20 protein-coding genes are annotated in these 24151 nt (G+C 48.3%); 6 read left to right on the forward strand and 14 right to left on the reverse strand.

Annotated elements, in window-relative coordinates; translation table 11 throughout:
* The 9 genes from B0181_RS08800 to B0181_RS11935 form a co-directional block, all read right to left on the reverse strand.
* Positions 1 to 395: IS1595 family transposase (locus tag B0181_RS08800; RefSeq protein ID WP_143821559.1), on the reverse strand; the 395-nt coding region annotated here is incomplete at its 3' end.
* Between the two features lie 227 nt (positions 396 to 622).
* Positions 623 to 1390 (reverse strand): sulfite exporter TauE/SafE family protein, encoded by a 768-nt coding sequence (locus tag B0181_RS08805; RefSeq protein WP_242620115.1) that lies wholly within the window; start codon positions 1388 to 1390, stop codon positions 623 to 625.
* Between the two features lie 208 nt (positions 1391 to 1598).
* Positions 1599 to 2918, reverse strand: a complete 1320-nt coding sequence (gene coaBC, locus B0181_RS08810; protein ID WP_078277142.1) for a bifunctional phosphopantothenoylcysteine decarboxylase/phosphopantothenate--cysteine ligase CoaBC — start codon at positions 2916 to 2918, stop codon at positions 1599 to 1601.
* Between the two features lie 344 nt (positions 2919 to 3262).
* A complete protein-coding gene (locus B0181_RS08815; RefSeq protein ID WP_078277143.1) occupies positions 3263 to 4018 on the reverse strand; it encodes a TSUP family transporter in 756 nt (251 codons plus the stop codon).
* A gap of 399 nt (positions 4019 to 4417) precedes the next feature.
* The gene (locus tag B0181_RS08820) at positions 4418 to 4711 is read right to left on the reverse strand and encodes a YeaC family protein (RefSeq protein WP_078277144.1); all 294 of its coding nucleotides are present in this window, start codon (positions 4709 to 4711) and stop codon (positions 4418 to 4420) included.
* A 198-nt stretch (positions 4712 to 4909) separates the two neighbouring features.
* Positions 4910 to 5896: an NAD(+) kinase gene (locus tag B0181_RS08825; RefSeq protein ID WP_078277145.1), complete on the reverse strand. Its 987-nt coding sequence runs from the start codon at positions 5894 to 5896 to the stop codon at positions 4910 to 4912.
* A 219-nt stretch (positions 5897 to 6115) separates the two neighbouring features.
* Positions 6116 to 6838 (reverse strand): Bax inhibitor-1/YccA family protein, encoded by a 723-nt coding sequence (locus B0181_RS08830; protein WP_078277146.1) that lies wholly within the window; start codon positions 6836 to 6838, stop codon positions 6116 to 6118.
* 146 nt (positions 6839 to 6984) lie between these two features.
* Entirely contained in the window at positions 6985 to 9672 is a 2688-nt protein-coding gene (locus B0181_RS08835) for a heavy metal translocating P-type ATPase (protein WP_078277147.1), read from the reverse strand.
* 109 nt (positions 9673 to 9781) lie between these two features.
* Complete coding sequence (locus B0181_RS11935) at positions 9782 to 10039, reverse strand: hypothetical protein (protein ID WP_133141512.1); 258 nt, start codon at positions 10037 to 10039, stop codon at positions 9782 to 9784.
* A 103-nt stretch (positions 10040 to 10142) separates the two neighbouring features.
* Here B0181_RS11935 and mrcB point away from each other — a divergent pair, with 103 nt between their 5' ends.
* The 4 genes from mrcB (at position 10143) to B0181_RS08850 (ending at position 14416) form a co-directional block, all read left to right on the forward strand.
* Positions 10143 to 12590, forward strand: coding sequence for a penicillin-binding protein 1B (mrcB, locus tag B0181_RS08840; protein ID WP_078277148.1), 2448 nt, complete (start codon positions 10143 to 10145; stop codon positions 12588 to 12590).
* A 340-nt stretch (positions 12591 to 12930) separates the two neighbouring features.
* Positions 12931 to 13854: a 50S ribosomal protein L11 methyltransferase gene (gene prmA, locus B0181_RS08845; RefSeq protein WP_078277149.1), complete on the forward strand. Its 924-nt coding sequence runs from the start codon at positions 12931 to 12933 to the stop codon at positions 13852 to 13854.
* Positions 13802 to 13981, forward strand: coding sequence for a hypothetical protein (locus tag B0181_RS11940; protein WP_133141513.1), 180 nt, complete (start codon positions 13802 to 13804; stop codon positions 13979 to 13981). The genes prmA and B0181_RS11940 overlap by 53 nt, the downstream gene beginning before the upstream one ends.
* 183 nt (positions 13982 to 14164) lie before the next feature.
* Positions 14165 to 14416 carry a helix-turn-helix domain-containing protein gene (locus B0181_RS08850; RefSeq protein ID WP_078277206.1) on the forward strand — a complete coding sequence of 84 codons (252 nt, stop codon included), beginning with the start codon at positions 14165 to 14167 and terminating at the stop codon, positions 14414 to 14416.
* 29 nt (positions 14417 to 14445) lie between these two features.
* On the opposite strand, the gene B0181_RS08855 is transcribed toward B0181_RS08850, so the two are convergent.
* Entirely contained in the window at positions 14446 to 14706 is a 261-nt protein-coding gene (locus B0181_RS08855; protein WP_078277150.1) for a hypothetical protein, read from the reverse strand.
* Positions 14707 to 14767: 61 nt separating this feature from the next.
* On the opposite strand from B0181_RS08855, the gene purH reads away from it, so the two are divergent.
* On the forward strand, positions 14768 to 16357 hold the full coding sequence (gene purH / locus B0181_RS08860; RefSeq protein WP_078277151.1) for a bifunctional phosphoribosylaminoimidazolecarboxamide formyltransferase/IMP cyclohydrolase: 1590 nt from the start codon (positions 14768 to 14770) through the stop codon (positions 16355 to 16357).
* A gap of 301 nt (positions 16358 to 16658) precedes the next feature.
* Here purH and nhaA read toward each other — a convergent pair whose 3' ends face one another.
* Together nhaA and B0181_RS08870 are read right to left on the reverse strand one after the other, a co-directional pair.
* On the reverse strand, positions 16659 to 17876 hold the full coding sequence (nhaA, locus tag B0181_RS08865; RefSeq protein WP_078277152.1) for a Na+/H+ antiporter NhaA: 1218 nt from the start codon (positions 17874 to 17876) through the stop codon (positions 16659 to 16661).
* Positions 17877 to 18297: 421 nt separating this feature from the next.
* On the reverse strand, positions 18298 to 19491 hold the full coding sequence (locus tag B0181_RS08870) for an NAD(P)H-dependent flavin oxidoreductase (RefSeq protein ID WP_371829206.1): 1194 nt from the start codon (positions 19489 to 19491) through the stop codon (positions 18298 to 18300).
* A 191-nt stretch (positions 19492 to 19682) separates the two neighbouring features.
* Between B0181_RS08870 and B0181_RS08875 the strand changes: the two genes are divergently transcribed.
* Positions 19683 to 20246: an MliC family protein gene (locus B0181_RS08875; RefSeq protein ID WP_078277153.1), complete on the forward strand. Its 564-nt coding sequence runs from the start codon at positions 19683 to 19685 to the stop codon at positions 20244 to 20246.
* 179 nt (positions 20247 to 20425) lie between these two features.
* Here B0181_RS08875 and B0181_RS08880 read toward each other — a convergent pair whose 3' ends face one another.
* Positions 20426 to 21412, reverse strand: a complete 987-nt coding sequence (locus B0181_RS08880; protein ID WP_078277154.1) for a malate dehydrogenase — start codon at positions 21410 to 21412, stop codon at positions 20426 to 20428.
* Positions 21413 to 21881: 469 nt separating this feature from the next.
* The gene (locus tag B0181_RS08885) at positions 21882 to 23948 is read right to left on the reverse strand and encodes a lytic transglycosylase domain-containing protein (RefSeq protein ID WP_078277155.1); all 2067 of its coding nucleotides are present in this window, start codon (positions 23946 to 23948) and stop codon (positions 21882 to 21884) included.
* Positions 23949 to 24151 lie beyond the last annotated feature (203 nt).

Raw genomic sequence — 24151 nt, forward strand, 5'->3', positions numbered from 1 at the left:
TCTGTGTAGACAATGCTATCAGGCTTGATTTTACTTGTGATAATTGGCATTAGTGTATTTGTCTTAGTATCTTTAACAACAACAGTGTAAACTTTATCATTGCGTTTTAATAAACCAAATACAGCAGTTTTACCAGCTGCACCACGACCACGTTTGCCTTTACGAATACCGCCGAAGTAACTTTCATCAAGCTCTACTTCACCGTCAAAAACAGTGTTGGCTTCAAGAGCTAAGTGATATTCTATCACAAGGCGGATTTTGTGGTAAAAAAGGGCTGCTGAATTAGGGTGAATACCCAGTAAATCAGCTGCACTTCTAGCAGTAACTTCGAGTACAAAAAATTCAAGCAGTCTTTTTTGAACTTTTTTACTTAGTTTACAATGGGTTATCTTCATAAAACTAGTATAACATGGTTGTTATTCTAGTACAGCCCCTAAAATAATTGTAACGCCAAGCGTGCTTTTATGAAATTATGGCAAAATAATAAGCAATGGTGTTTGATTTACACTCATTTAAAACGTGGCAAATTTTACACCATTCGCCACTCAAATACTGTATAAAAACGTTACGAATGTTTACTTAATTTGTGATTTGCTCAAATTATAAACTGCAGTTTGGCAAATCACACCATCAACATCTGCACGCCTTGCCAGCCGACTTTCAGCCCAAGCCCAATCAGCACCCACAAAATCAGCAAGCGAAACTTATCAGACGGCAAGCGTTTGCTAAATTTCGCCCCAAGCATGATGCCTGCCACCGAAATGACAGTCAAAAGCCCAATCACGCCCCACGTTGTCGCTGACACGGTCGCAATCACGTCTTTTAGCACGATGACTTGCACCAGTTTATTGACAAAATAGCACAGATTGCCCACCTTGATGATGACGTTTTTATCATCGCTCAAGGACAAAAGATACATCAAAAGCACGGACGACATGGCGTTGGTCGCACCGCCAATCACTCCAGCAATAAATCCAATGCCAATCAAAGACGGCACAGTGTCTGGCAGTACGATTTTCTTACCCAAAAGGCTTGTGATGGCGTACCACAGCACCACCACCGCCAACGCCAAAAGCAAATACGCTGTATTGACAATCAGCAACAAATACGCACCAAGCGCACTGCCGATGATGGACACCAGAACCAGCGCCCAGTATTTTTTCAAATAATGGCGAAAATTATAACCCATACCGCCAGCACCGCCCAGCCACGCAATCAGATTAAGCATGGCAGTCGGCACAAGCACGATGATGATGGCTTCGGTCAAACCATAAGGCGCACTGAGCGCACCGATGGTAATCAGCGGAAAACCCATGCCTGCCACGCCATGCAAAATCGCCGCCACGGCAAACAAAAGCACAATCCACACATCAAGCCCAACCGCTTTCATCATCTTTCCTTGTATTGCTTAAGTTTTATTATATTGATGAATTTTCGTTTTTTGATAAACTTTGCCAATCGCTAGTGCCATCTTTTTGGCAAATTTTCTCGTCAATTATTAAATTTTTCTAAATTATAAAACCGACAATTTATCATCACGCCTTGCCCTTTTAGCAAAATATCAAACGAAAAACTGCTTGATAATATCGCCCAATCCATCAAGACTGCGCCAAAATCTCACCCATGCACGCCACCAAAGACGCAGCGATTTGCGCCTTACTGGCTTGCGGTAAAACGGTGCGCGCTTTTTGATAACGCTCAGCAAAAAACACCGTCATCGCATTGTCATCACTGCCAAAGCCGATGGCTTGATTGGACACATCATTACACGCAATCATGTCTAAATTTTTGGCGGCAAGTTTGCCTTTGGCGTAATTTTCGGTGTCTTGCGTCTCAGCGGCAAAGCCCACCATCAGTGCGTCTGGGTAAGTTTTGCTCATCAATGCCAAGATGTCAGGGTTGCGCACTAATTGTAAAGACAAGCCGCCTTCATTGGCGGTTTTTTTGATTTTTTGGGTGGCGACGTTGGCGGTTTTATAATCTGCCACCGCTGCCGTACCAATGAAAATCACTTGGTTTTTGGCGGTTTGATTTTGATCGGTGCTTGCCAAAAGTTCGCTCATTTTTGCTTGACAAGCCGCCAGCATTTCATCAGCCGTGCCGACATTGATGCGCATAACACCTGCTGGCGTAGGCAAACTCACACGCTTGCCGCTCACCAGCACCACGTCTGCGCCTGCATCACGGCACGCCGCCGCCAGCGCAAAGCCCATCTTGCCTGTGGAATGATTGGACAAAAAGCGCACAGGGTCAATGGGCTCAGTGGTCGCGCCTGCGGTAATAATGACGCTTTTGCCCGCCAAAACTTGCGGCGTGCTGCGTTTTTTTATCACCGCCAAAATCTGCTCGCACAAATCTTCAGGCTCTGGCAATCTGCCTGCACCCACATCGCCGCACGCTTGCTCGCCTGCGTCTGGTGTGATGATGTGATAGCCGAAATTGTGAAGTTTTGCTAAATTATCTTGCGTGATGGCGTGGGCGTACATGGCTTGATTCATCGCAGGTGCAAGCAGTACTTTGGCACTCGTGGCAAGGCAAATGGTTGTCAGCAAATTATCTGCCATGCCAGCCGCCAGCTTTGCCAGCGTATTTGCCGAAGCAGGCGCAATCACCATCACGTCCGCCCATTTGGCAAGCTCAATATGCCCCATGCCACGCTCAGCTTCAGCGTCCAAAAGCTCGGTATGCACTTCGTTGCCGGTCAGCGCCTGCAAGGTCAAAGGCGTGATAAACTCGCACGCCGCACGGGTCATCACCACACGCACATCACAGCCTGCCTTGATGAGCAGCCTTGCCAGCACGGCAGATTTATAAGCTGCGATACCGCCTGTAATGCCAAGCAGTACTTTTGATTTGGGTGAATTTGCCGTATCGTTGGGTTGGCAATGCGGCGTATGGCTTGAAGTTGTTGAGTTCATCGTATTTAATGCGTGTGTTAAATGAGCGTTGTTAAAATGAGTGCGTTTTTAATTGGTAAAAATAAGCGTGCAAAGGCTTGTTTAAAGCGTTTTTTAAACATCCGTTTTCATGCTTTATGCCAATCAAAGCGCCTATTATAACGCAATTTCACCGCAAAGGTATGGCAAATCGCACAAGCCGCCACAATATCAAGATTGAAAATTCTTATCAATGGTAAATTTTTGATAATTTTTTTAAAAATTAACGTTTTTGCTTGCCTGATTGAGCGGTTTAAACGGATTGAACATGGGTGTTAAGTTGGTTTATTGTGTAATGATTTTGGCAAATCACCGCCAGCCGCAAATCAACCCCAAACAAATTTTATCACCATTGCAAAGCACATCAGCACAATGACAGGACGCACAAAACGCGCGCCGCCTTTAATCACCATACGGCTACCAAAATATGCGCCAACCGCCTGCCCAATCATCATAAACAGCCCAACTTTCCACAAAATCTGCCCGCCCCACGCAAAAAACAGCACGGACGCTAAATTGGTCGCAAAATTGCACAACTTCGCCATGCCTGTGGCACGCACCAAATCCGCACCACGCAGCACCACGTTAGATAGGCTAAAAAACGTCCCAGTCGCTGGCCCAAAATAGCCGTCATAAAAGCCAATCACCGGCACAACCAACCGCTGATACAGCTTATCAGAAATGCGCGGCGTGCGTGCCACTTCGCCAAGATTGGGTGCAAACAGCGTATAAAGTCCAATCGCACCAATCAGCACAGGCAGGATTTTTATCAGCGCATCAGGCGGCATTTGCTGCACCGCAAGCGTCCCCAGCGCCGAACCGACAAACGCCATCACCAGCGCAAAAACGATGTGCTTTGGGTGGATAATGTCCTTTTTAACCATGGTAACGGACGCAGAAAACGAGCCTGCCACCGCTTGCAGTTTATTGGTGCCAAGCGTCGCTACAGGCGGTACGCCCGCCAAAAGCAGCGCAGGAATGGTGAGCAGTCCGCCGCCGCCTGCCATCGCGTCAATAAATCCTGCCACGAGCGCCACACCCACAAGCAGCGCGATGATTTCATAGGTGAGTTGTAAATCCATGTCAGTCTTACTTTAGTTTGGTTTTTAATGTGATTTTGAAATTTGGTTTTTTGGTAAATCTGTAAGTTGGATTAGCGACAGCGCAACATTCCAAGAGAAAATCGCATTTTAAACATTGGGTTTTCGCCTTGCTCAACCCAACTTACAATCCCAACTTTAAATCCGTATTAGCTTTTTACAATTTCGCAAGTTGGATTTTGGCAAATCCGTAGGCTCGGTTGGTGAAGTCATTTTGCAAGTTAAGTTAGCGAAGAACAACCCAATTTTTTAAGATAAGCGCTTGAATTTGTTGAGTTTTTACTCCGCTCAACCTACTATCCGCTCCAAATCTAGATTTACAAAACCACCACATCACAAAAACAAAAGCCATCGCACCCACGATGGCTTTTTATCAATACATCAGCGGAATTTCACCACGCCCTCATCACGCACGTTTGGATAGTGATGCTCATGCTCCACATCGCACTCTGCGCCCACGGTGTTGCCCTTATCATCTTTGGGTTTTTCAATATAGCCTGTGCGCTCGTGTACCGGTAAATATTCATGCTCCCAAATCATCACCGCCTGCATACACGTTTGGCGCTGCTCGTCCGTCAGACGCTCGCCATTTTCCCATTTGCCAATCTCAATGGCGGTGCGAAATTTTGCCACAATTTCAGGATTTAGGCTGTTTAATACGTCATTTTTATTCATGGTATTTGCTCGTAAATTGTCTTTGATGTTTGTCAGAGTTGGCGTGCTATCAATTAGCAAACCTTAAAAACTGCCAAGCTGTGAAAAACTGCGAAAATGGGTTGCGAAACTTTTAAACCATAGAAATTTAAAACCACAAAAACCGCCACGTTTTCAAAATTTCGCACTTTAAAAGGCTGTGTTAAAAAATTGTACGGCTTATTTGTCTTTATCGCCTTCTAGTGCAAATTCTTCGCTAAACGCACTCCAGTGCAATTTGGTGCGGCACGCCTTATAAAAATTAAAACTTGGCGGGTGCAAAAGCAGCAAAGTCTTGTCGTGCTTGGTAACAATCAGCGTATGGTCGTTATCCAGCGGTGCGCTCGCCTTGCCGTCTGCGCCCACCATCGGCTGCGTGCGGTTGTCCTTGTGTACATTGATGGCAATGCGGCTAGAGCCTGCCACCACCAAAGGGCGACTAGAAAGCGTGTGCGGGTGCATTGGCACAAGGCTGATGGCGTCAATCGTTGGGTGGATAATCGGCCCACCAGCAGACAAAGAATAGGCAGTTGAGCCTGTGGGTGTGGCGATAATCAAGCCATCTGCGTGCAAGCGATACACGTCCATGTCATTGATTCTTAAAGTAAAATCAATGGTATGCACCGATTTGCCTGCGTGCAGCACCACGTCATTAAGCGCCACATCTTCATGCAGCACTTGGTCGGTCAGATTGCCCTGTTCGTCATTTTGCACGATTTGAAACTTCACCAAAAAACGCTCGGCAAGCCAATAATCGCCGTCCAGCACCTGAGAGATTTTTTCTTCCAGCTCATCAGGATTGACGTCCGCCAAAAAGCCCAAACGCCCACGGTTAATGCCAAGCACAGGTACGTTTGTCCCTGCCAAAACGCTGGCGGCTTGTAGCATTGAGCCATCACCGCCAACCACCACCGCAAAATCACAATGCTCGCCAATGCGATGACGTGGCACGATTTTTAGCTGGTTGCCGTCCACTTCATCAAAATCAATCAAAATCCCATCAATCGCCGCCGTCTCGGTGTCAATCACCACCGACAGCCCACGCGCCATCAAAAGCGCAATCAGCTGATTGAGCGTGTCGGTAACGCTACTTTTGCCCGCACGCCCCATCAAGCCAATGCGCTGGAACTTTTCACGTTTTGGGTGATTGTTGATGAAATTTGACATAAAATAATGATTTTATTAGGTTTTTCTAGGTTTTTATAAATGCGGTTTTATAAATGTACGCTGGCTAAAGTTTTCACCGCATACACCTTGCCATCAGCCAAACGACCGCTTACATGAAAGCAAGGCTATCATACCGAAATTTTCGCCAAAGCACAATCTTAAGCCACACAAACAAACGACAAAAGACCGCCACAGCGATCTTTGTCAAAAAAGCGAGTATCAGTCGTCTTGTAAATAACCAATCAGGCGCAAAAACTCAATGTACATCCACACCAAAGTGGACAAAATACCAATGCTATAAACCCACTCAAACTCACGCGCCACGCCGTATCGTGCGCCTTTTTCTACGTTGTCAAAATCCAGCAGCAAGCTAAAAGACGCAATCAGCACCACAAAAACGCTAAAGCCGATGGCAATCATACCGCCATCAAAAAGCAGCGGCAAACTTGAACCAAACAGACGAAAACCCAGCTGCACCAAATACAAAATACCAATGGCGATGATGGCTGACGTGAGAATAGAGCGGAATTTATCGGTAACTTTTACCACGCCTGTTACATACAAAGTCAGCATGACCGCTGCCGTGATGAAGGTAGCCGACAGCGCAGACAGCGGCACGTTTGGATACATACGAAACATGATGGCACTAAACGCACCAATCAGCACGCCTTCCACCAAAGCATACGGCACGGCAAGCGATTTGGCAAGGTGCGGCTTAAAGGCGCTCGCCAAACCCAAACCCATACCCACAAACAAAGCCACCAAAGCCATTGGGTACAAAAGATTTGGCGCAATGCCACCAAACAGCGCATAAAAGAACACACCAAAGCCAGACACGCCAGCCAATGCCAGCAAAAACGCCGTCTTTTTCACCACGCCTTGTGCGCTCATCGGTGCACTACCAACCGCAAGTTCTGTGCGGCTTACGATAGGATTTGCCATAATTTTTCCTTAAATAATTTCCAAAAAACAATCTTTAAAATAATGATAATAATCGTATTTTTCAATGATTTTTCAAACTTTCGCCCAATTATTCAAAACTTGCCAAGATTTGTCAAGCAATTTATCTTGCCGCTTAGCCTTAAAATTTAGCGGCGAATACGCATGGCGTTTGCCACCACTGCAAGACTGGATAAAGACATACCGATTGCCGCAAGCCAAGGCGGTACATAGCCCAATGCCGCAGGAAACAGCACCAGCGTGTTATAAGTGATTGCCCAGCGTAAGTTTTGGCGAATGATTTTTTGGGTTTTTTTGGCGGTGGTGATGGCGTGGCTGATGGCTTGCAGCTGCCCACCCAGTAGCACGCTGTCTGATGACACTTGCGCCAAATCTGCCGCGCCTGCCATCGCTGTTGAGACATTTGCTGCCGCCAAGACTGGTGCGTCATTGATGCCATCACCCACCATCAGCACCGTGCCGCCTTTTTCTTGCAATGCTCGCAAATGCGCCACTTTATCTTCTGGCGTCAGCCCAAAATGCGCAGTGTCAATGCCCAAATCCGCCGCTACTTTTAAGGCAGCTGGGTTTGGGTCGCCTGTGAGCATGACGGGCGTAACGCCAAGCGATTTTAGTGTCGCAATCGTCTGCGCTGCGTCTTTACGCACAGCGTCATTAAAATAAAAGCGTGCCACCGCTTGCCAACCTGCTGGCGTCTGGCGTGATAACAGCACAGAAGTGTTGGCTTGATGGGCGGCTAGATTTTCCGCCAAAGCGTCTGGCAAATCGTCAGCGTTTTGCGCTTGCTCGCCTTGCGCTCTGTCAAGCACAAAATCAGTATGCCCAATGCGATATGCCACACCATCAATCACGCCTGCCACACCGCCTGCCGTGTGATGATAAGCGTCTTTCACCGCTGGCAAATGCAGTCCGTGCGCCGCCGTCAATATCGCACGCGCAACAGGGTGGCGTGAGCCGATTTCTAAGGCGGCGGCGATTTTTAAGGCGTCATCTGCGCTGATGTCATGCACTGCTGTGGTGAGTAAATTTGCCTGCCCGATGGTCAGCGTGCCTGTCTTATCAAAACAAGCGTGCGAGACCTGCTCAAGCGTCTGCACCGTATGCCCACGCGTTGCCAAAAAGCCAAAGCGTGCCAAGCGATTGGTCGCAACCGTCAAAGCAATTGGCGTGGCAAGGCTCAGCGCACAAGGACACGTCGCCACCAGCACCGCCACCGTTGCCCACAGCGCTTCATGCGAATCAATAAACCACCACACCGCAAACACCAAGCACGCCAGCACCAGCACGCGCGCCACAAACCATCTTGCCATGCGGTCAGCGTCTTGGGCGATTTTCGGCTTCTCGCTGAGCGCACGATTCATCAAGCGGTCAATCAGCGCAATCTGGCTGTCGTCCACTTTTGCCGTTACCAGCATGACAAATGGCTGTGCGTCATTTTGACTGCCGCCCACCACCATATCACCACAGTTTTTGACGATTAAATCACTCTCGCCTGTCAAAAGACTTTGCGACACGGTGGCAGTGTCTGACAATAAAATGCCGTCCGCCACGATTTGACTGCCTGCGTCAATGGCAATCACATCGCCCACTTGCACCGATTGCGCTAGGATTTTTTCTTGAGTGGCTAAGTTTTGGTTGGTTGCATTTTGATTGGTTGAAGTTTGATTAACGGAATGATTGGTAAAATTTTGCGTGCTTGCCCAATCCGCCAAATTCGCCTTGCGCCACGCCAAAATGCTCGCTGCATCAAGCGTACCGCTGTCATGCTGGGCAATAAGCGTATCAGCCTTGGCAAGTTTTGCCACCAAAGTCGGCTCAATCACCACCAAATCAGACGCCATATTTGACGCACGAAGTCTGGCATTTTGCTCAATGTAGCGCCCAGCCAGCAAAAAGAAAATAAACATGGACACCGAATCAAAATACGTCTCGCCTGATTGCGTGAGCGTGGCGTACACGCTTGCCACAAACGTGGTGATGAGCGCAATAGACACAGGCACGTCCATATTGACTTGGCGCGCCTTGATGGCATTATAAGCCGACAAGAAAAACGGCACGCCTGAATAAAACATCACAGGTATGGTAACAAATAACGCCACATAGCGCAGAAAATCCCTGTGTTCGGCAAGCATTCCTGAATAATCGCCAAAATACATACCGATGGAAAACATCATCGCCTGCATTGCGCCCAGCGCCGCCACGCCAAGACGAATAAGCATACGTTTGTTTTGGCGTTTTAGCATGGCTTCGTGCGTGTCTTGGCGGTATGGCTTAGCGTCATAGCCCACCGAATGCACCGCTGATAAAATCTCACCAATGCCGATTTTGGTTTCGTCCCAGCGCACACGCATTCTTTGCTGGGTCAAGTTCACTTGGCAAAGCATGACACCGTCCAGCTTGCCAAGCCGTGTCTCAATCAGCCAAGTGCAAGCCGTACAGCGCAAATTCGCCACCGACAGTTCAGCTGTACTGCCGCCATCTTCTTGATACACAAATTGCGCTTTGATGTCGTCATGATTGTAGGCGTTAAAATTGATGGCGTCTGGCAAACTTGCCGTTGGGCTGATTTCCCTGCGGTCAAGATAATATTGCTCAAGGTTCGCTTCCACAATGCTTTGCGCCGCCAGCTGACAGCCAAGACAACACATCTCGCGCGGCGCGCCCAGCACAGTGGTAACAAAAGGCGCTTTTGGCAGCACTTCACCACAATGAAAGCACGCGCCTTGTGGCGGTACGACAAAAAGCTCGCCAAGCGTACCATCAAGGGGTGCGTGGTCGGCGGTGGACGTGTGGTCGGGAGAAATCGGTGTAGTCATGGCGGTGGCTTAGGCTAAAACTGACAAAATCAAACGGCAAATCAAACAAACTGTCATCAAATGATAAAGCGTCATCAAATCGCCTTATTGTACCACGAAAGCACGCCCATCATAAATCATGCTTATAATAAACTTGCGCACGACACACCCTACTCACCATCAAATCACTTTTACCAGACAAATCACATAAAGACAAACCCCGCAAAACACCAAATCCGCCAACACGCCAACCATAAACCAACCAAGGCGCAAAACTTGGGTAAAATTGTGCGTGCTTTATCACTTGCCAAGCGATGAAAATTCGTTCATTATTAGGTATTTGCTTAGGCATTTGGCAAAAGTGTTTTAAACTTGATAAATCTTGCAACTTTCATCACACTTTTGTGGTTTATCAAGTTTTTGAAGCGTTTTTCAGCCATTTTTAAACTGTTTTTAAATTTATTTTCATCTGTTTTTAAGAAGTATTCATCATGAACCCAATTCATCGCCGTCATGCGCACCAACGTGGCTTTGTTGTGGCGTTTATTCTGTGGATTGTTGTCATCACGCTTTTGGTGCTGGCGGCGTTGTATGTGTATTTTTTGAACAACACCATCATCAATAAATTTGAAAATCGCAAATGGGACATTCCTGCGACCGTCTATTCACGCCCGCTTACCATGTCGGTTGGCGCACCGATTGACGCCAATGATTTGACGGCATGGCTTAATTTGCTCAATTACGACAAAATCAGCGCAAATAAGGCGCAAAAATCCATCAAGCAAGGCAGCTATTATCAATCGGGCGATACTTTCACCATCTACACACGCGGCTTTAATTATGGCGATGGCGACAACGAAGCACGCCAAATCATCAAAGTGCATTTCACCGACAATCACATCGCACGCCTACAAAGCAGCGAGCCAAACACCAGCGGCATTGTGCGCCTTGAGCCTGTGAAAATTGGCGGCATTTATCCTGAAAATAACGAAGATCGTCTGCTTTTGACCGCTGGCAACGTCCCAAGACCGCTCGTTGACGCACTCATCGCCACCGAAGACCGTGCCTTTTATGAGCATTTTGGCGTATCAATCCGTGGAACGGCACGCGCGCTGCTTGCCAACGCCACAGGCAAATCCACGCAAGGCGGCTCAACCATCACCCAGCAGCTTATTAAAAATTTCTACCTAAGCCAAGAACGCACGCTCAAGCGCAAGGCAAACGAAGCGGTGATGGCGATACTTTTGGAGCAAAGATACAGCAAAAACGACATTTTGCTTGCTTATTTAAACGAAATCAATCTGGGGCAAAACGGCAACCGCTCGGTCAATGGCTTTGGCATTGCAGCGCAGTTTTATTTTAATAAACCTTTGTCAGAATTGCGCCTAGACCAGCACGCACTGCTTGTCGGCATTGCCAAAGGCCCAAGTTATTACAACCCAAGAAAGCACGCCGAACGTGCCAAAAATCGCCGTGATACCGTGCTGCACAATATGCTTGTTACGGGCAAAATCAGCCAAAGCGACTACGAAAAAGCCATCAGTATGCCGCTTGATGTGGTAAAAACGCCCACCATCGCCAAGCCACGCTTTCCTGATTTTATGGACGTGCTGCACCGTGAACTTAAAAGCTACTACCGCACCGAAGACCTACAAAATGCTGGGCTGCGCATCATCTCAACGCTAGACCCTTTGGCGCAAACGGCTGCCGATAAAGCGGTGGAAGTCGAGCTTGGCAAGCTCAATCGTGGGCGCAAAACCAAGCTGGAAAGTGCGCTGGTGAGTGCCGACCCGCACACTGGCGAGCTGGTGGCGATTGTTGGCAGTGGCGGTGATTTTACTGGCTTTAACCGTGCGGTGGACGCCAAACGCCAAGTCGGCTCACTGCTAAAGCCTGTGATTTATCTGACTGCACTGCAATCAGGACGCTATCAACTCACCACGCCTGTGGACGACAGCCCCACCACTTATCAAGTGGGCGCAAATACTTGGACGCCCAAAAATTATAATGGCATCTCTCATGGTGATGTGCCGCTCATCAATGCGCTTGCCAATTCGTACAACCAAGCAGCGGTCAATGTCGGCATGGAATTTGGGCTGGACACCTTTGCTCATCAGCTGCGCACCTTTGGCATTAAAGATGACATCACGCCTTATCCATCGGTGCTTTTGGGGGCGGTGGATTTATCGCCCATGGACGTGCTGGGTATGTATCAGCTGTTTGCCACAGGCGGCAAGCACACGCCGATTCACAGCATTAAGCGTGTGATTGACGAAAAAGGCAAAGTCGTACAACGCAGCGAACCACGCACCCAAACTCGCTTATCACCAGAAGCGGCTTATCTGACCAATTACGCCTTGCAAAGTGTGATTGCCTATGGCACGGCACGCTCGGCAAATTTTGACCCTGATTTACATTTGGCAGGCAAAACAGGCACAACCAACGACAACAAAGACGCATGGTTTGCAGGATTTTCTGGTAATTACGTCTCGGTGGTGTGGCTTGGACGAGATGATAACGCACCCATCGGCTTGACAGGCGGCTCTGGCGCATTGCCCATTTGGACAAACTATATGCGCCGTCTGACGCTCTCAGCCGTGCAGCTGCCAACCCCAGAAGGCGTAACGTGGACATGGCTAAACGCCAGCACAGGGCAAGCGTCTGCCGATGGCTGCCCAAATGCACGCTGGCTGCCTGTCATCACACGTTTTGCGCCACGCAGCCAAGATGATTGCGCCGCCTACACTGCCTACGCCCAAAGCCTAGATGAGCGTGCGGTTTTGCTTGGTGAGCAGCTGGTGGACACGGGCGAAGATTTTGGTGATGGCGTGGTGTTTTATGAAGAATACGAATACAGCGATGATGAGAATTTTGCGCCCAATCCGCCAGCCAACCACCCAAACGACACGCCAGACACGGACGATCCGTTTTATCCGTAAAATTGAGTTTGTCAAGCATAATACAGCTTTGGGTTGGATTGGTCGTAGGCTGGATTAAGCTGATTGTAAGTTGGGTTAGCGACAGCGTAACCCAACTTTTTGATACAACTATTTAAATTCATTCACTTTTTAAAACCTTACTCGCTTTTCGCCAAATTTCTCGGCAAATTTGCTATAATGGCAAAAAACGCTTGCCATCGTAAAATTTGCTTTTGTTAAGTTTGATGAAGTTTTGACTTGATTAAACTTGGCAAGCCAAACGATGGCGATAAATTTATAACCCAATTTTCTTACAACCTGATTTCTTTACAACCAAATTTTCACTCAAAACGGTACATTTATGTCTTGGCAACAACTACATCTACAATGCGCAAAATCTCAAGTGGAATTTGCCGAAGCCTTATTTTATGAAGCCGAAGCAGTTTCCATCCTGCTAGAAGACGCTGGCGATGAGCCGCTGTTTGAGCCGCTGCCGGGCGAAGAGCCTTTGTGGGACGAAGTGGTGATGACGGCAATTTTTGACACCAACAGCGATGACAGATTTGCTGGCACAGATTTTGAAGCGCTTGCCAACGAAATCGCCGCCGAAGTGGGCGCAAGCCGTTTTTGGACAACTCGCCTAGACGACAAAGACTGGTCGCGCGAGTGGATGCGCTATTATCAGCCCGTCAAATGCACAGGCGATTTGTGGATTGTGCCTGAATGGCTGGACGCACCCGACCCACACGCCACCAATCTTATCTTAGATCCCGGTCTTGCCTTTGGTACAGGCTATCACGCCACCACGCGCCTGTGCCTAGACTGGCTGTCTGAGCAGGATTTGGCAGGCAAAACCGTGATTGACTACGGCTGCGGCTCGGGCATTTTGGGCGTGGCGGCACTGCTTTTGGGCGCAAAACAAGTGCTGGCGGTAGACATTGACCCACAAGCCATTCTCGCCACTCAACAAAACGCCAAGCTAAACGGTGTGGAAGATCGCTTGCAAGTATTCTTGCCAGAAGAATTTGCCAAATTCCAAGAAAACACGCCAGTGCTTGCCGACACCATCACCGCCAACATTCTAGCCAAGCCGCTGATTGGCTTTGCGCCTTATTTTGCCACGCTGATTAAGACAGGCGGTACGATTGTGCTGGCAGGTTTGATTGAAAATCAGGTAGCAGACGTGCTGGACGCTTATCGTCCGCATTTTACGATGGATAAGCCGTTTAATTATGCCAACGAACAAGACCATCACTGGCACAGACTGTCTGGCGTGCGTGCGTGATTTGATTTCGTGCAATTTTAAAAACATCGTCAATGGCGGTGTTTTTTATTGGGCGAAAGGCTTGATTTTAAAAGATTTGGCTTGGCAAATATCAATGTACGATGGCAACGTTGAGTTTTTTAAATAAAAACAATCAGTTATATAATTTGAAAATTTATTAACAAAACATTATAATCAGCTTACATAATGCCACACAAACGTTACAGCAAGCGCACACAAAGTTTGCTAAGATGGCTTGTTCATGCCCAGCACTGTCAGTTGTATCATTTTAAAGGGCTTGTTATACCATTCACCAATTGAGCAAAATGTAATGATTGACTATACCAAAACTCCCGACCAGCCTTTGAGCGTGTACGTTGAGCACGCTGTTCAGAAGTTTTTTGAAAATGCCGACACCGAACACGCAGGCAGGCTGTACGAAGTGTTTTTGCATGATTTAGAACAATCACTCTTTGCCGCCACCTTGCGCCACACCAATGGCAATCAGTCCAAAACTGCCGAATTGCTTGGCATGAATCGTGGCACGCTGCGCACAAAGCTAAAATTTCATGGCTTGATTTGATGTTCAATTCAACACCAATCAACGCTTAGTCAAGCAAGGCAAGGCGGTAAAACGCCGCCAATCCGCCGTCTTTGAATCACCATCTTTAAACCATAACTTTTAAACCACCCACCACCAAAAACCTTACAACCGCCCTTTTGTTTTCCCAATCTGCCAAATTCTCTCACCTTTTCAAACCCAAAACCTAGCAACCACCCAAAACAACGCCCATCAGCGATTTTTCGCCCTTTACTTATCCTTTGTTTGCCCTTTTGCAAATTTCCTTGAGAATTTACTTTATAAAAAAGCAAATAACTGCTATCATTAAGGGTTGAAAATTTTTGTTGTTTTTTCGTTAATCAAAGGGTTGTTATGAAAAAATTTGCACTATTGTCGGTGTCGGACAAAGCGGGCATCGTTGAGTTTGCTAAAGGCTTGGTAGAAGCTGGCTTTGGCATTTTGTCCACTGGCGGTACTTTCAAACTTTTGCGCGAGTCTGGCGTGGACGCTACCGAAGTATCGGCACACACTGGCTTTAGCGAAATGATGGACGGCCGTGTCAAGACGCTGCACCCAAAAATCCATGGCGGTATTTTGGGTCGCCGTGGCACCGATGACGCCGTCATGAATGAGCATGGCATTGACCGCATTGACATCGTGGCGGTAAACCTATACCCATTTGCTGCGACCGTCGCCAAGCCAAACGTCTCAATGTCTGACGCCATTGAAAACATTGACATCGGCGGCCCTGCCATGGTGCGCTCAGCCGCCAAAAACCACGCCCACGTTGGCATCATCACAAGCCCGGCCGACTACGAGCGCGTACTTGGCGAAATCCGCAGCACAGGCGAAATCAGCTACGCCACACGCTTTGATTTGGCGGTAAAAGCCTTTGAACACACCGCAGGCTATGACGGCATGATTGCGTCATTCTTTGGCGCGCGCCTGAACGAAAACGCCACCGCCCCAAGCGAAGACAGCACGCCAACCACGGATTTTGCGCGCACGTTCAACGTACAACTGCACAAAACCCAAGAGCTGCGCTATGGCGAAAACCCACACCAAAAGGCGGCATTTTATGTAGAAAATGGCGCAAAAGAAGCGTCCGTTTCTACCGCCCAGCAGCTGCAAGGCAAAGAGCTGTCTTATAACAACATCGCCGATACAGACGCTGCGCTAGAATGTGTAAAATCTTTTGTAGAGCCTGCGTGCGTTATCGTGAAGCACGCCAACCCATGCGGCGTGGCGGTTGCCGATGACATCTTGAGCGCCTATGATTTGGCATACCAAACCGACCCAGAATCAGCCTTTGGCGGTATCATCGCCTTCAACCGTGAGCTAGACACCGCCACCGCAGCAGCGATTGTGGAGCGTCAATTCGTGGAAGTCATCATCGCCCCAAGCGTGGCTGATGGCGTACTAGAAATCACAGGCGCTAAGAAAAACGTGCGTGTACTGGTGTGTGGCGAATTGCCAAACCCAAGCGAGCGTGCCACTCAGCTGGATTATAAGCGTGTGAATGGCGGTCTTTTGGTACAAGACCAAGATCTTGGCATGATTGATGTGAGTGATTTGCGTGTGGTGACAGAGCGTGCGCCAAGCGAAGCCGAGCTTGAAGATTTGCTGTTTGCTTGGAAAGTGGCAAAATACGTCAAATCAAACGCCATCGTTTACGCCAAAAATCGCCAAACCGTAGGCGTGGGCGCAGGTCAGATGAGCCGTGTCAATTCAGCACGCATTGCCGCCATCAAAGCCGAACACGCAGGACTTGCGGTAGAAGGCGCAGTGATGGCGTCAGACGCATTTTTCCCATTCCGTGATGGCATTGACAATGCCGCCAAAGCAGGCATCAAGTGCATCATTCAACCGGGTGGCTCAATGCGTGATGACGAAACCATCGCTGCCGCCAACGAACACGGCATTGCCATGGTGTTCACAGGCATGCGTCATTTTAGACACTGATTTTACAGTCTTAAACGCAAACAAAGCCGTCCTTTTGGGCGGCTTTGTTTTGGGCGTGGTTTAGGGATTTGATTGAAGTTGAATTAAATCACGATATGTGGATTGGGTTGAATGGTGGTTTGAAGTTGGGTTAAACCTGCGAAAACCCAACGTTTCAAAAGGCGTTTTATACGAATATGGATTGCGCTTTACCAGCCCAACCTACAACCGATCCAATTATATATTAAAACAACTAGCGACATATAAATCAGATAAAGCATAAAAACCCACCGTCATGCGATGGGTTTTTTGGTTTGGCTTATCATCGATGATTGGATAAATATCCCGCCTCTTCGCTGACAGCAAGTTTTGGGTGATCGCCATCTGGAATCGCTTTACGCAGCACCAAATAGCCCACCACGCCAGAAATGATCGAGCCCAAAATAATGCCTAAGCGCGGATCAAAGCCATCTGGCTGACCGCCAAACGCCAAGCCGCCAATAAACAGCGACATCGTAAAGCCAATACCGCACAGCAATGCCGTACCATACACTTGGCGCATGGTGCAGCCCTTTGGAACACTGGCAAGACCCAGTTTGACGGCAAAAAGCACCGCCGCCATAATGCCAATTTGCTTGCCCAAAAACAGCCCAGCGGCAATGCCCAGCGGCACAGAATGCAGCAGCGTATCCAGACCAGCGCCTGCCAGCGAAATGCCAGAATTAAAAAACGCAAACAGCGGCAAAATACCAAACGCCACCGTATTATGCAAGTCATGCTCAAGCTCTTCTAGTGGCGAATGCTCAGGGTCTTTTTTATTCACCAGCGGAATAAAAAACGCCAACAGTACGCCAGCCAGTGTCGCGTGTACGCCTGATTTGAGCATCGCTGCCCACATAATCAGCCCCACAAACAAATAAGGCGTTAGGCGTGTGATGTTCATGCGGTTGAACAAATACAAAATCGGCAAGCACACCGCCGCCACGCCCAGCGAAAACAGCGACAAATCAGACGTATAAAACAGCGCAATGATGATAATCGCACCCAAGTCGTCAAAAATCGCAATAGACACCAAAAAAATCTTCAGCGCATTTGGCACACGGCTGCCCAAAAGACTCAGCACGCCAATGGCAAAGGCGATGTCCGTTGCCGCAGGAATCGCCCAGCCTTGCAGATATTCAGGGTTATTCATATTAAACGCTGCATACACCAGCGCAGGCGCAATCATACCGCCCACCGCTGCCAGCGCAGGCAGTAAAATTTGCTTGACATCAGACAGCTCACCCACCAGCGCTTCACGCTTTAGCTCAAGCCCCACCAAAAAGAAAAATATCGCCATCAAGCCATCATTCACCCAGTGGTGCGCGTCTTTGTCAATCACAAAATTGCCAATCTGCAGCACCACAGGCGCATGAATAAAATCGCTATACAGCCAAGACAGCGGCGAATTGGCAACGATCATCGCCAAAATTGCCGCCAGCGCCAGCACGATACCGCCTGCCGCTTCTAATGCGAAAAATGCTTTGAGCTTTTGAAACATAAGCCGTCCTTTGATTGGGGCATGAATATTTACCGCTTGGCAAGCCATTCATGCAGCAAAACGGGACTTGCACGCCCACCCACGATGGGCAAACCAAGTTAAATCAGTACAATTTATCAGTATAAAATTGCGTAAAATACAGTTTAAAACACAAATTTTATGAATACAAGTAACATATAATTACACAAAATGCGCCATGATACAAATGCGTTTTGTAACCAAGCCAATAACCGCATTAAAAACAATAAGTTATAAAATACAATCTTTTTAATAACCTTTTGTCTAAATGGCAATTCTTGCAAATTTCCCATAAAGCACAGTTCAATCAATCTACCTAATGGCTTGCTAAGTTTAAAAAGCACAAAAGGCGACAGTAGCCGCCTTTTATTTATAGCCTAAAACCTTTTAGCGTTTAAAATGTTCACGCAGGCAAATCCGCACACAGCCTTGCCACCAGATGAGCGATGGATTCACGCTGGCAATGCGCCACTGCCGTACCTGCCCACAAACTCATCAGCTCGCTGTCTGCCGCCTTGCCTGCATAAGCTCGCAATGCCTTTGTCATAGCATTTTGCGTGGGATAGCTGCGCACTTCACTGTGTGATGATAAGCCATCAAATTGGGCAAATTCACGCAAAAAATCATTGGTGATGCCGCGCGCCACCTTGCCTGAAAACAGCCGTGTGAACTGCGTATCCGCACCACTTGCCGCAAGCAATCTTTCTTGCCAAGCTGTAGAAATCACGCTTTCATGCGTGGTTAAAAATGCCGTTCCTACCGCCACCAAATCCGCACCAGCCGCCAAAGCCGCCGCCACTTGCTCAGCAGTGGCGATACCACCAGCGGCAATCAGCGGTATGTCGCTTGCCGCTTTGGCTTGCTCCACAAGCGTCAGTGTGTCTAATTTCTCGTCCGCTTCATGCAGCCAGCCGCCTTGATGTCCGCCAGCCTGCGCGCCCTGCACCACCACCGCATCTGCGCCCACCGCTTGCCACGCCAGCACTTCGTCCACATAATTTGCCGTACCGATGATAATGCAGCCTTTATCCTTGAGTGCTTGCACTGCATTTTTGTCAATAATCCCAAAAGTAAAACTGACCACAGGCGCAGGATTGTCAAGCACGGCTGCAAATTGCGCCTTAAAATCGTGCGCAGGTTTTTCGTCCAGTGTAGGCGTAATGCCAAGCTCGGCGTACTTTTTGGCAAGCCATTCAGGCATCTCACCTGCCAATTTGCTCGTCTGCTCATCATCAAGCACCATTAAATTCACCGCAAAGGCTTGCTTTGTTTGCGCTTTAATTTTAGCGATTTCATCAGCGATGGCATCTGGCGACATCATGCCTGCGCCAAGCGACCCCAGTGCGCCTGCCTGACACGCCGCCACGACAAAATCCGCATTACTCGCCCCTGCCATCGGCGCTTGTACAATAGGCGTGCGCAGTCCAAGTTTGTTCATTAAAATATTTGGCATTTTCTTTTTTTCCGTGCGTGATGGTTGGTAGTTTGGCGTAAAGCTCTTGGCAAAATCAGCCAAATTTAATGATAACACAACGCACAAAAAACACAACCGCCGATTTACGCTTGCCAAACTTCCGCTAAATTTTGCCCAGTTCATGCCAATTCGCACAGCACACCCAAGCAAATTTACCGACACACTTTCATCTACATTTTGCTAATTTTCCGTTACATTACTGAGAATAATTTGCGTTATAATTTTGGGCATTCGGTGGATTTTAAGGCATTTTGCCAATTTTTCACCGACATTTTTGTTTCTCAACACATTTTCATCAATCAAGGAGAAATCGCATGAAAAAATTACTATTGACTGGCAGTGTTTTGGCAGCGGTGCTTGCCACAGGCTGTGCCACCGGCCACTACGCAGCGCACGCCCATCAAGACAGCAAAAGCCAAATGCGCCACGACAGCAAAAAAGGCGGCAAACACACGCACCACAAACACGACAAACTGACCCAAACCTACCGCTGCGAAAATGGCGCGGTTGTTCATGCGCATTATCAGCCAAAAACCAACAACGCCAAATTTGCCATCAGCGCACCCAGCTGGCAACTTGACAACGCCCAAATCACCATGAACGCTGACGTAACGGGCTCTGGTATGCGCTTTGTAAATGACAGCAACCCGGCCGCCAAATACGAATGGCACACCAAAGGCGCAGACGGCATTTTGTCAGTAAGCACTGCCGATGGCAAACAGCACAGCTTGCAATGCTCAAGCGCAAACTTGGCTCAGCACAAAAAACCAGCCAAACATAAGCAATCCGAAAAACACGAAATGCGCAAGCAAGGCAAAAACCTGCCGCAGCCCATCGCTCCACAATCAGCGCAACCAGCGGCAAATCCACAGCCTTAAGCCCATAAATCAATCTATTAAATAAATTCACCAAAACAAAAAGCACTCCAAAAACGGAGTGCTTTTTAATGGCAATTTTACCGACAATCAAGCAACCATCAACTCATCAAATTTCAGCCGATGGTACGCTTGACTGTCAATGCGTCAATGCGCCTTGTTCAAATTGGCAAATCACCAAATCAGTTGAACAGATGATCAATCGCCGCACGCTCTTCTTCAAGCTCGTTTAGCGTGATGTTGATGCGCTCTTGGCTGAACTCATCAATCTCAAGACCTTGAACGATTTTGTATTCGCCGTTTTCGGTGGTTACAGGGAAGCCGAACATCACACCTTCTGGAATGCCGTATGAGCCGTCAGATGGAATACCCATGGTTACCCATTCGCCATTTGTGCCAAGCGCCCAATCACGCATGTGGTCGATTGCTGCGTTTGCCGCTGAAGCTGCTGATGACAAGCCACGCGCTTCAATGATGGCTGCGCCACGCTTACCAACAGTTGGTAGGAATACGTTGGCGTTCCATTCTTGGTCGTTGATCATGTCTTTTACGCTCTCGCCGTTGATGGTTGCGAAGCGATAATCAGCGTACATGGTTGGGCTGTGGTTGCCCCATACGGTTAGGTTTTTGATGTCTTTTACAGCTTTGCCAGTTTTCTTCGCCACTTGGGTAAGCGCGCGGTTGTGGTCTAGGCGCAGCATGGCGGTGAAGTTTTTCGCTGGCAAATCAGGCGCTGATTTCATCGCGATGTAAGCGTTGGTGTTGGCTGGGTTGCCCACCACCAAAACTTTAACATCACGGCTTGCCACATCATTAAGCGCCTTGCCTTGAACGGTGAAAATTTTTGCGTTTTCTTGTAGCAAGTCGGCACGCTCCATGCCCGGGCCACGAGGACGCGCACCCACAAGCAGCGCATAATCAGCGTCTTTGAACGCCACATTTGGATCGTCTGTGCCAATCACATCTACAAGCAGCGGGAATGCGCAGTCGTCCAGCTCCATGATAACGCCTTGAAGTGCTTGCTGTGCTTTTTCCACAGGAATTTCAAGCAGTTGCAAAATCACAGGCTGATCCTTGCCAAGCATTTCGCCTGAAGCGATGCGGAACAATAGGCTGTAGCCGATTTGACCTGCTGCGCCAGTTACAGCAACACGAACGGGTTGTTTCATAATATAATCCTTCATGACAACGTTTAAAGACGTTTTGTTTGTAGTAAATGCCTGCCGATTTTGGCACTGCTAAGCGCAAAAATCGCCCAAGCACGATGGTTATCAGCACAAACACGGTGCGCCAATGAAACTTTTATTTGCGTTTTTATGCCAATTGCTTTTTGCTAGTTTCAGCAGCATTCAAAAACGCAACGTCCCCTAGTGTAGCACTTTTGTAACCAAAGTGCAATTTGAAAAATCAATTTTTACCATGCGTCCTTTTGACGAGGTTTTGCCAGACTTTTATCAACTTTTTGCCGAACGTTTGTTAAAATTTTTGCCAAACGTTCAATAAGTTTTGTCCAGTTTTTAGCGCATAACACAGCAAAATCCGCCTTTTTTATTTTGGCAAATCATAACAAAAAACAGCCAAACACTTGGCCTGACTGTTTTGAGTTGGTAAATTGCAAACGCTTAAAATTACCAGCGTTTAATAGCGTGGCGATACCACTCCCATGCGCTGGCTGATTGGCACATTTGCGCCCATCAGCGCACTATAAATCGTGGCGTTTTCCATGACGTGCTTGACGTATTCACGAGTTTCACCATACGGAATGGCTTCTACATATTGGTCAGCACTGATTGTGCCGTAAGTTGGCAGCCAGCGGCGAGCAGCACCCGGCCCTGCGTTATAGCCTGCAGTGGCAACGGCAATTTGTCCGCCTGCACGATTGGCAAGGTCATTTAAGAACCAAGTGCCGTAGCGGATGTTGGTGTCAGGGTCGTTCATGCTGCCCGTGCTTTCACCCATGCCACGCGCAATCTGATTGGCAGTACCCGGCATGATTTGCATCAAGCCGCCAGCACCAACGTGCGAACGCGCGCTCGGCTGAAAGCGGCTTTCTTGGCGCATGATGCCATAAGCCCAAGCAGGGTCAATGCCCACTAGGCGGCTGTACGTCATCACGCTGTTTTGGTACGGCATGGGGTGCGACAACGCAGCCGCTTTTAGGTTTGGCATATTATCCACCGCATAAATGCTGCGATGATATTCGCCCATGTCATGCGCTTTTTTGGCAGCAGCCAGCGCAAGTGCGTTGTCATTATTTAAGCGTGCCTTACGCACCGCCCAATTCCACTCGCGCCCTGTGTGTTCGGCTGAGACGCTGTTTTGCATCATCAAAAACGCTCGTGCAAAGTACTGATCTTGCATGACGCGCGCTTCGTCTTTATGGCTGATGTTTGGCATGGCATTACCGCCGATATCGTTTAGCGTCAGACGCTGCCCAATGCGGTCTTTGGCAAGCAGACCATAATAATCCACACCTTTTGCCAAATTATTATAAATGCGGCGTGCTTGCGACTGCTTGCCTGTTTGCTCATAGCCGCGCGCCAGCCAGTACTGCCACACACGCTGCTCTTGCTGCACGGCAGTCATGGCACTGATGGCGTTCACCACGTCCGCCCACTGGCTAAAATGAATCGCCACTTGCGCATAATCTTCGGCTTCTTCGTAGTTAAATGGCTCGCCTAAGCTGTTACGAAACCACGTTACCGCCTCCATATTAAAGCCGTCATCGGTGTTCATGTTCATGCGCTTCACCGCAATGCTGCGCCACGCATAGCGGCGTGCCATGTCGGTCAAAAGACGCTGATGACGGTGGTTGTCTTGATTGATGTCATAATTAAGCTGCATGGCGGCTTCACCATAAGAACGGTGCGCCAGCTGGCTGATGGCATAAACGTACAAATACTGATTCACTTCGCTAAAAGGCTCGGTGTTAAAGCGTGTGATGAATGAATTTGGGTCGTTGCGAATGCTGCGCAGCGTGTCAAAGCTGATTGGTAAGCCTAATTTGCCTGCCAATTTTAGGATATTTTCCGACTTATCCAGCGGTGCTTGGCGGCTAGAAAGCTGGCGGCGGTCAATGCGCATCATGCGAATCAGCTGCTCGTGCTGGTCGGTGCGGCTAATGCGTGGATTGTCCGCCATTTCGTGCGCAAGTTTGTCGCACAAAGATTGGCGCACTTGGGTATTTAGCCACACTTCAGGTTTTTGGCTTAATGCACGCGCATCGCCTGCACCATTAAAGCCAAGCGCGATGGCACACGCTTCGGACGCATCGGCATTTTCAATAGAGCCTGCCACTTCACGCACGCTGTAGTAGTCGCCTTCTCGTGCTTTGGTTTCGGCATAATCCGCCGCCAGCTTCTCGCTCATCACGTTGCTTGGATATTGACGCACAAAGTCATTGACCGTCTGCGGTGATTGACTGGACAGATTATAATTCAAACGCCAATAAGTCGGATACACCGCAAACAGCGAGCCTGCCATGCTGTATTCATAATCACGCATGGCGCTGGGGCTGGATTTTTGGCGCTCAGCGTCAATGAACTGATAAATACTGCCGTCATTAGCATTGCCCTGCGCACACGCCACTTGGCTTAGCACACCTGCGCACAATGCCGACACCAGCCCCAAATGCAAAACAGACTTGCCAGAAGCACGCTTATTTGCCGAACGCCAAGATGAAAAACGAGTAGCACGATTTGTCATAATTTGATACTTTTAGATGATAATTATTGTTAAAAATAAGCGTGAAATTAAAATCGCTTGATTGAATTTAGCAAAACTTCGCTGAATTTAAGCAAATTTAACCAAATTTGATTTAAAAACCAATCAAAACCGCTCATCAAAGCCATTTGTCAAGCCAAAACACGCTTACGCAAATTTTCATAGTCTATCAAGTTTGCGCACGT

The organism is Moraxella caviae, from assembly GCF_002014985.1.
Classification (GTDB): domain Bacteria; phylum Pseudomonadota; class Gammaproteobacteria; order Pseudomonadales; family Moraxellaceae; genus Moraxella; species Moraxella caviae.

What these genes read in the sequence shown, in the direction of transcription:
- B0181_RS08850 (WP_078277206.1), top strand. Translation starts at nt 14,165, where the DNA reads ATGATTGACTATACCAAAACTCCCGACCAGCCTTTGAGCGTGTACGTT.
- mrcB (WP_078277148.1), top strand. Translation starts at nt 10,143, where the DNA reads ATGAACCCAATTCATCGCCGTCATGCGCACCAACGTGGCTTTGTTGTG.
- B0181_RS11940 (WP_133141513.1), top strand. Translation starts at nt 13,802, where the DNA reads ATGCCAACGAACAAGACCATCACTGGCACAGACTGTCTGGCGTGCGTG.
- B0181_RS08805 (WP_242620115.1), bottom strand. Translation starts at nt 1,390, where the DNA reads ATGAAAGCGGTTGGGCTTGATGTGTGGATTGTGCTTTTGTTTGCCGTG.
- nhaA (WP_078277152.1), bottom strand. Translation starts at nt 17,876, where the DNA reads ATGTTTCAAAAGCTCAAAGCATTTTTCGCATTAGAAGCGGCAGGCGGT.
- purH (WP_078277151.1), top strand. Translation starts at nt 14,768, where the DNA reads ATGAAAAAATTTGCACTATTGTCGGTGTCGGACAAAGCGGGCATCGTT.
- B0181_RS08830 (WP_078277146.1), bottom strand. Translation starts at nt 6,838, where the DNA reads ATGGCAAATCCTATCGTAAGCCGCACAGAACTTGCGGTTGGTAGTGCA.
- B0181_RS08825 (WP_078277145.1), bottom strand. Translation starts at nt 5,896, where the DNA reads ATGTCAAATTTCATCAACAATCACCCAAAACGTGAAAAGTTCCAGCGC.
- B0181_RS08835 (WP_078277147.1), bottom strand. Translation starts at nt 9,672, where the DNA reads ATGACTACACCGATTTCTCCCGACCACACGTCCACCGCCGACCACGCA.
- B0181_RS08875 (WP_078277153.1), top strand. Translation starts at nt 19,683, where the DNA reads ATGAAAAAATTACTATTGACTGGCAGTGTTTTGGCAGCGGTGCTTGCC.
- B0181_RS08880 (WP_078277154.1), bottom strand. Translation starts at nt 21,412, where the DNA reads ATGAAACAACCCGTTCGTGTTGCTGTAACTGGCGCAGCAGGTCAAATC.
- B0181_RS08870 (WP_371829206.1), bottom strand. Translation starts at nt 19,491, where the DNA reads ATGAACTGGGCAAAATTTAGCGGAAGTTTGGCAAGCGTAAATCGGCGG.
- B0181_RS08820 (WP_078277144.1), bottom strand. Translation starts at nt 4,711, where the DNA reads ATGAATAAAAATGACGTATTAAACAGCCTAAATCCTGAAATTGTGGCA.
- B0181_RS08885 (WP_078277155.1), bottom strand. Translation starts at nt 23,948, where the DNA reads ATGACAAATCGTGCTACTCGTTTTTCATCTTGGCGTTCGGCAAATAAG.
- B0181_RS08815 (WP_078277143.1), bottom strand. Translation starts at nt 4,018, where the DNA reads ATGGATTTACAACTCACCTATGAAATCATCGCGCTGCTTGTGGGTGTG.
- coaBC (WP_078277142.1), bottom strand. Translation starts at nt 2,918, where the DNA reads ATGAACTCAACAACTTCAAGCCATACGCCGCATTGCCAACCCAACGAT.
- prmA (WP_078277149.1), top strand. Translation starts at nt 12,931, where the DNA reads ATGTCTTGGCAACAACTACATCTACAATGCGCAAAATCTCAAGTGGAA.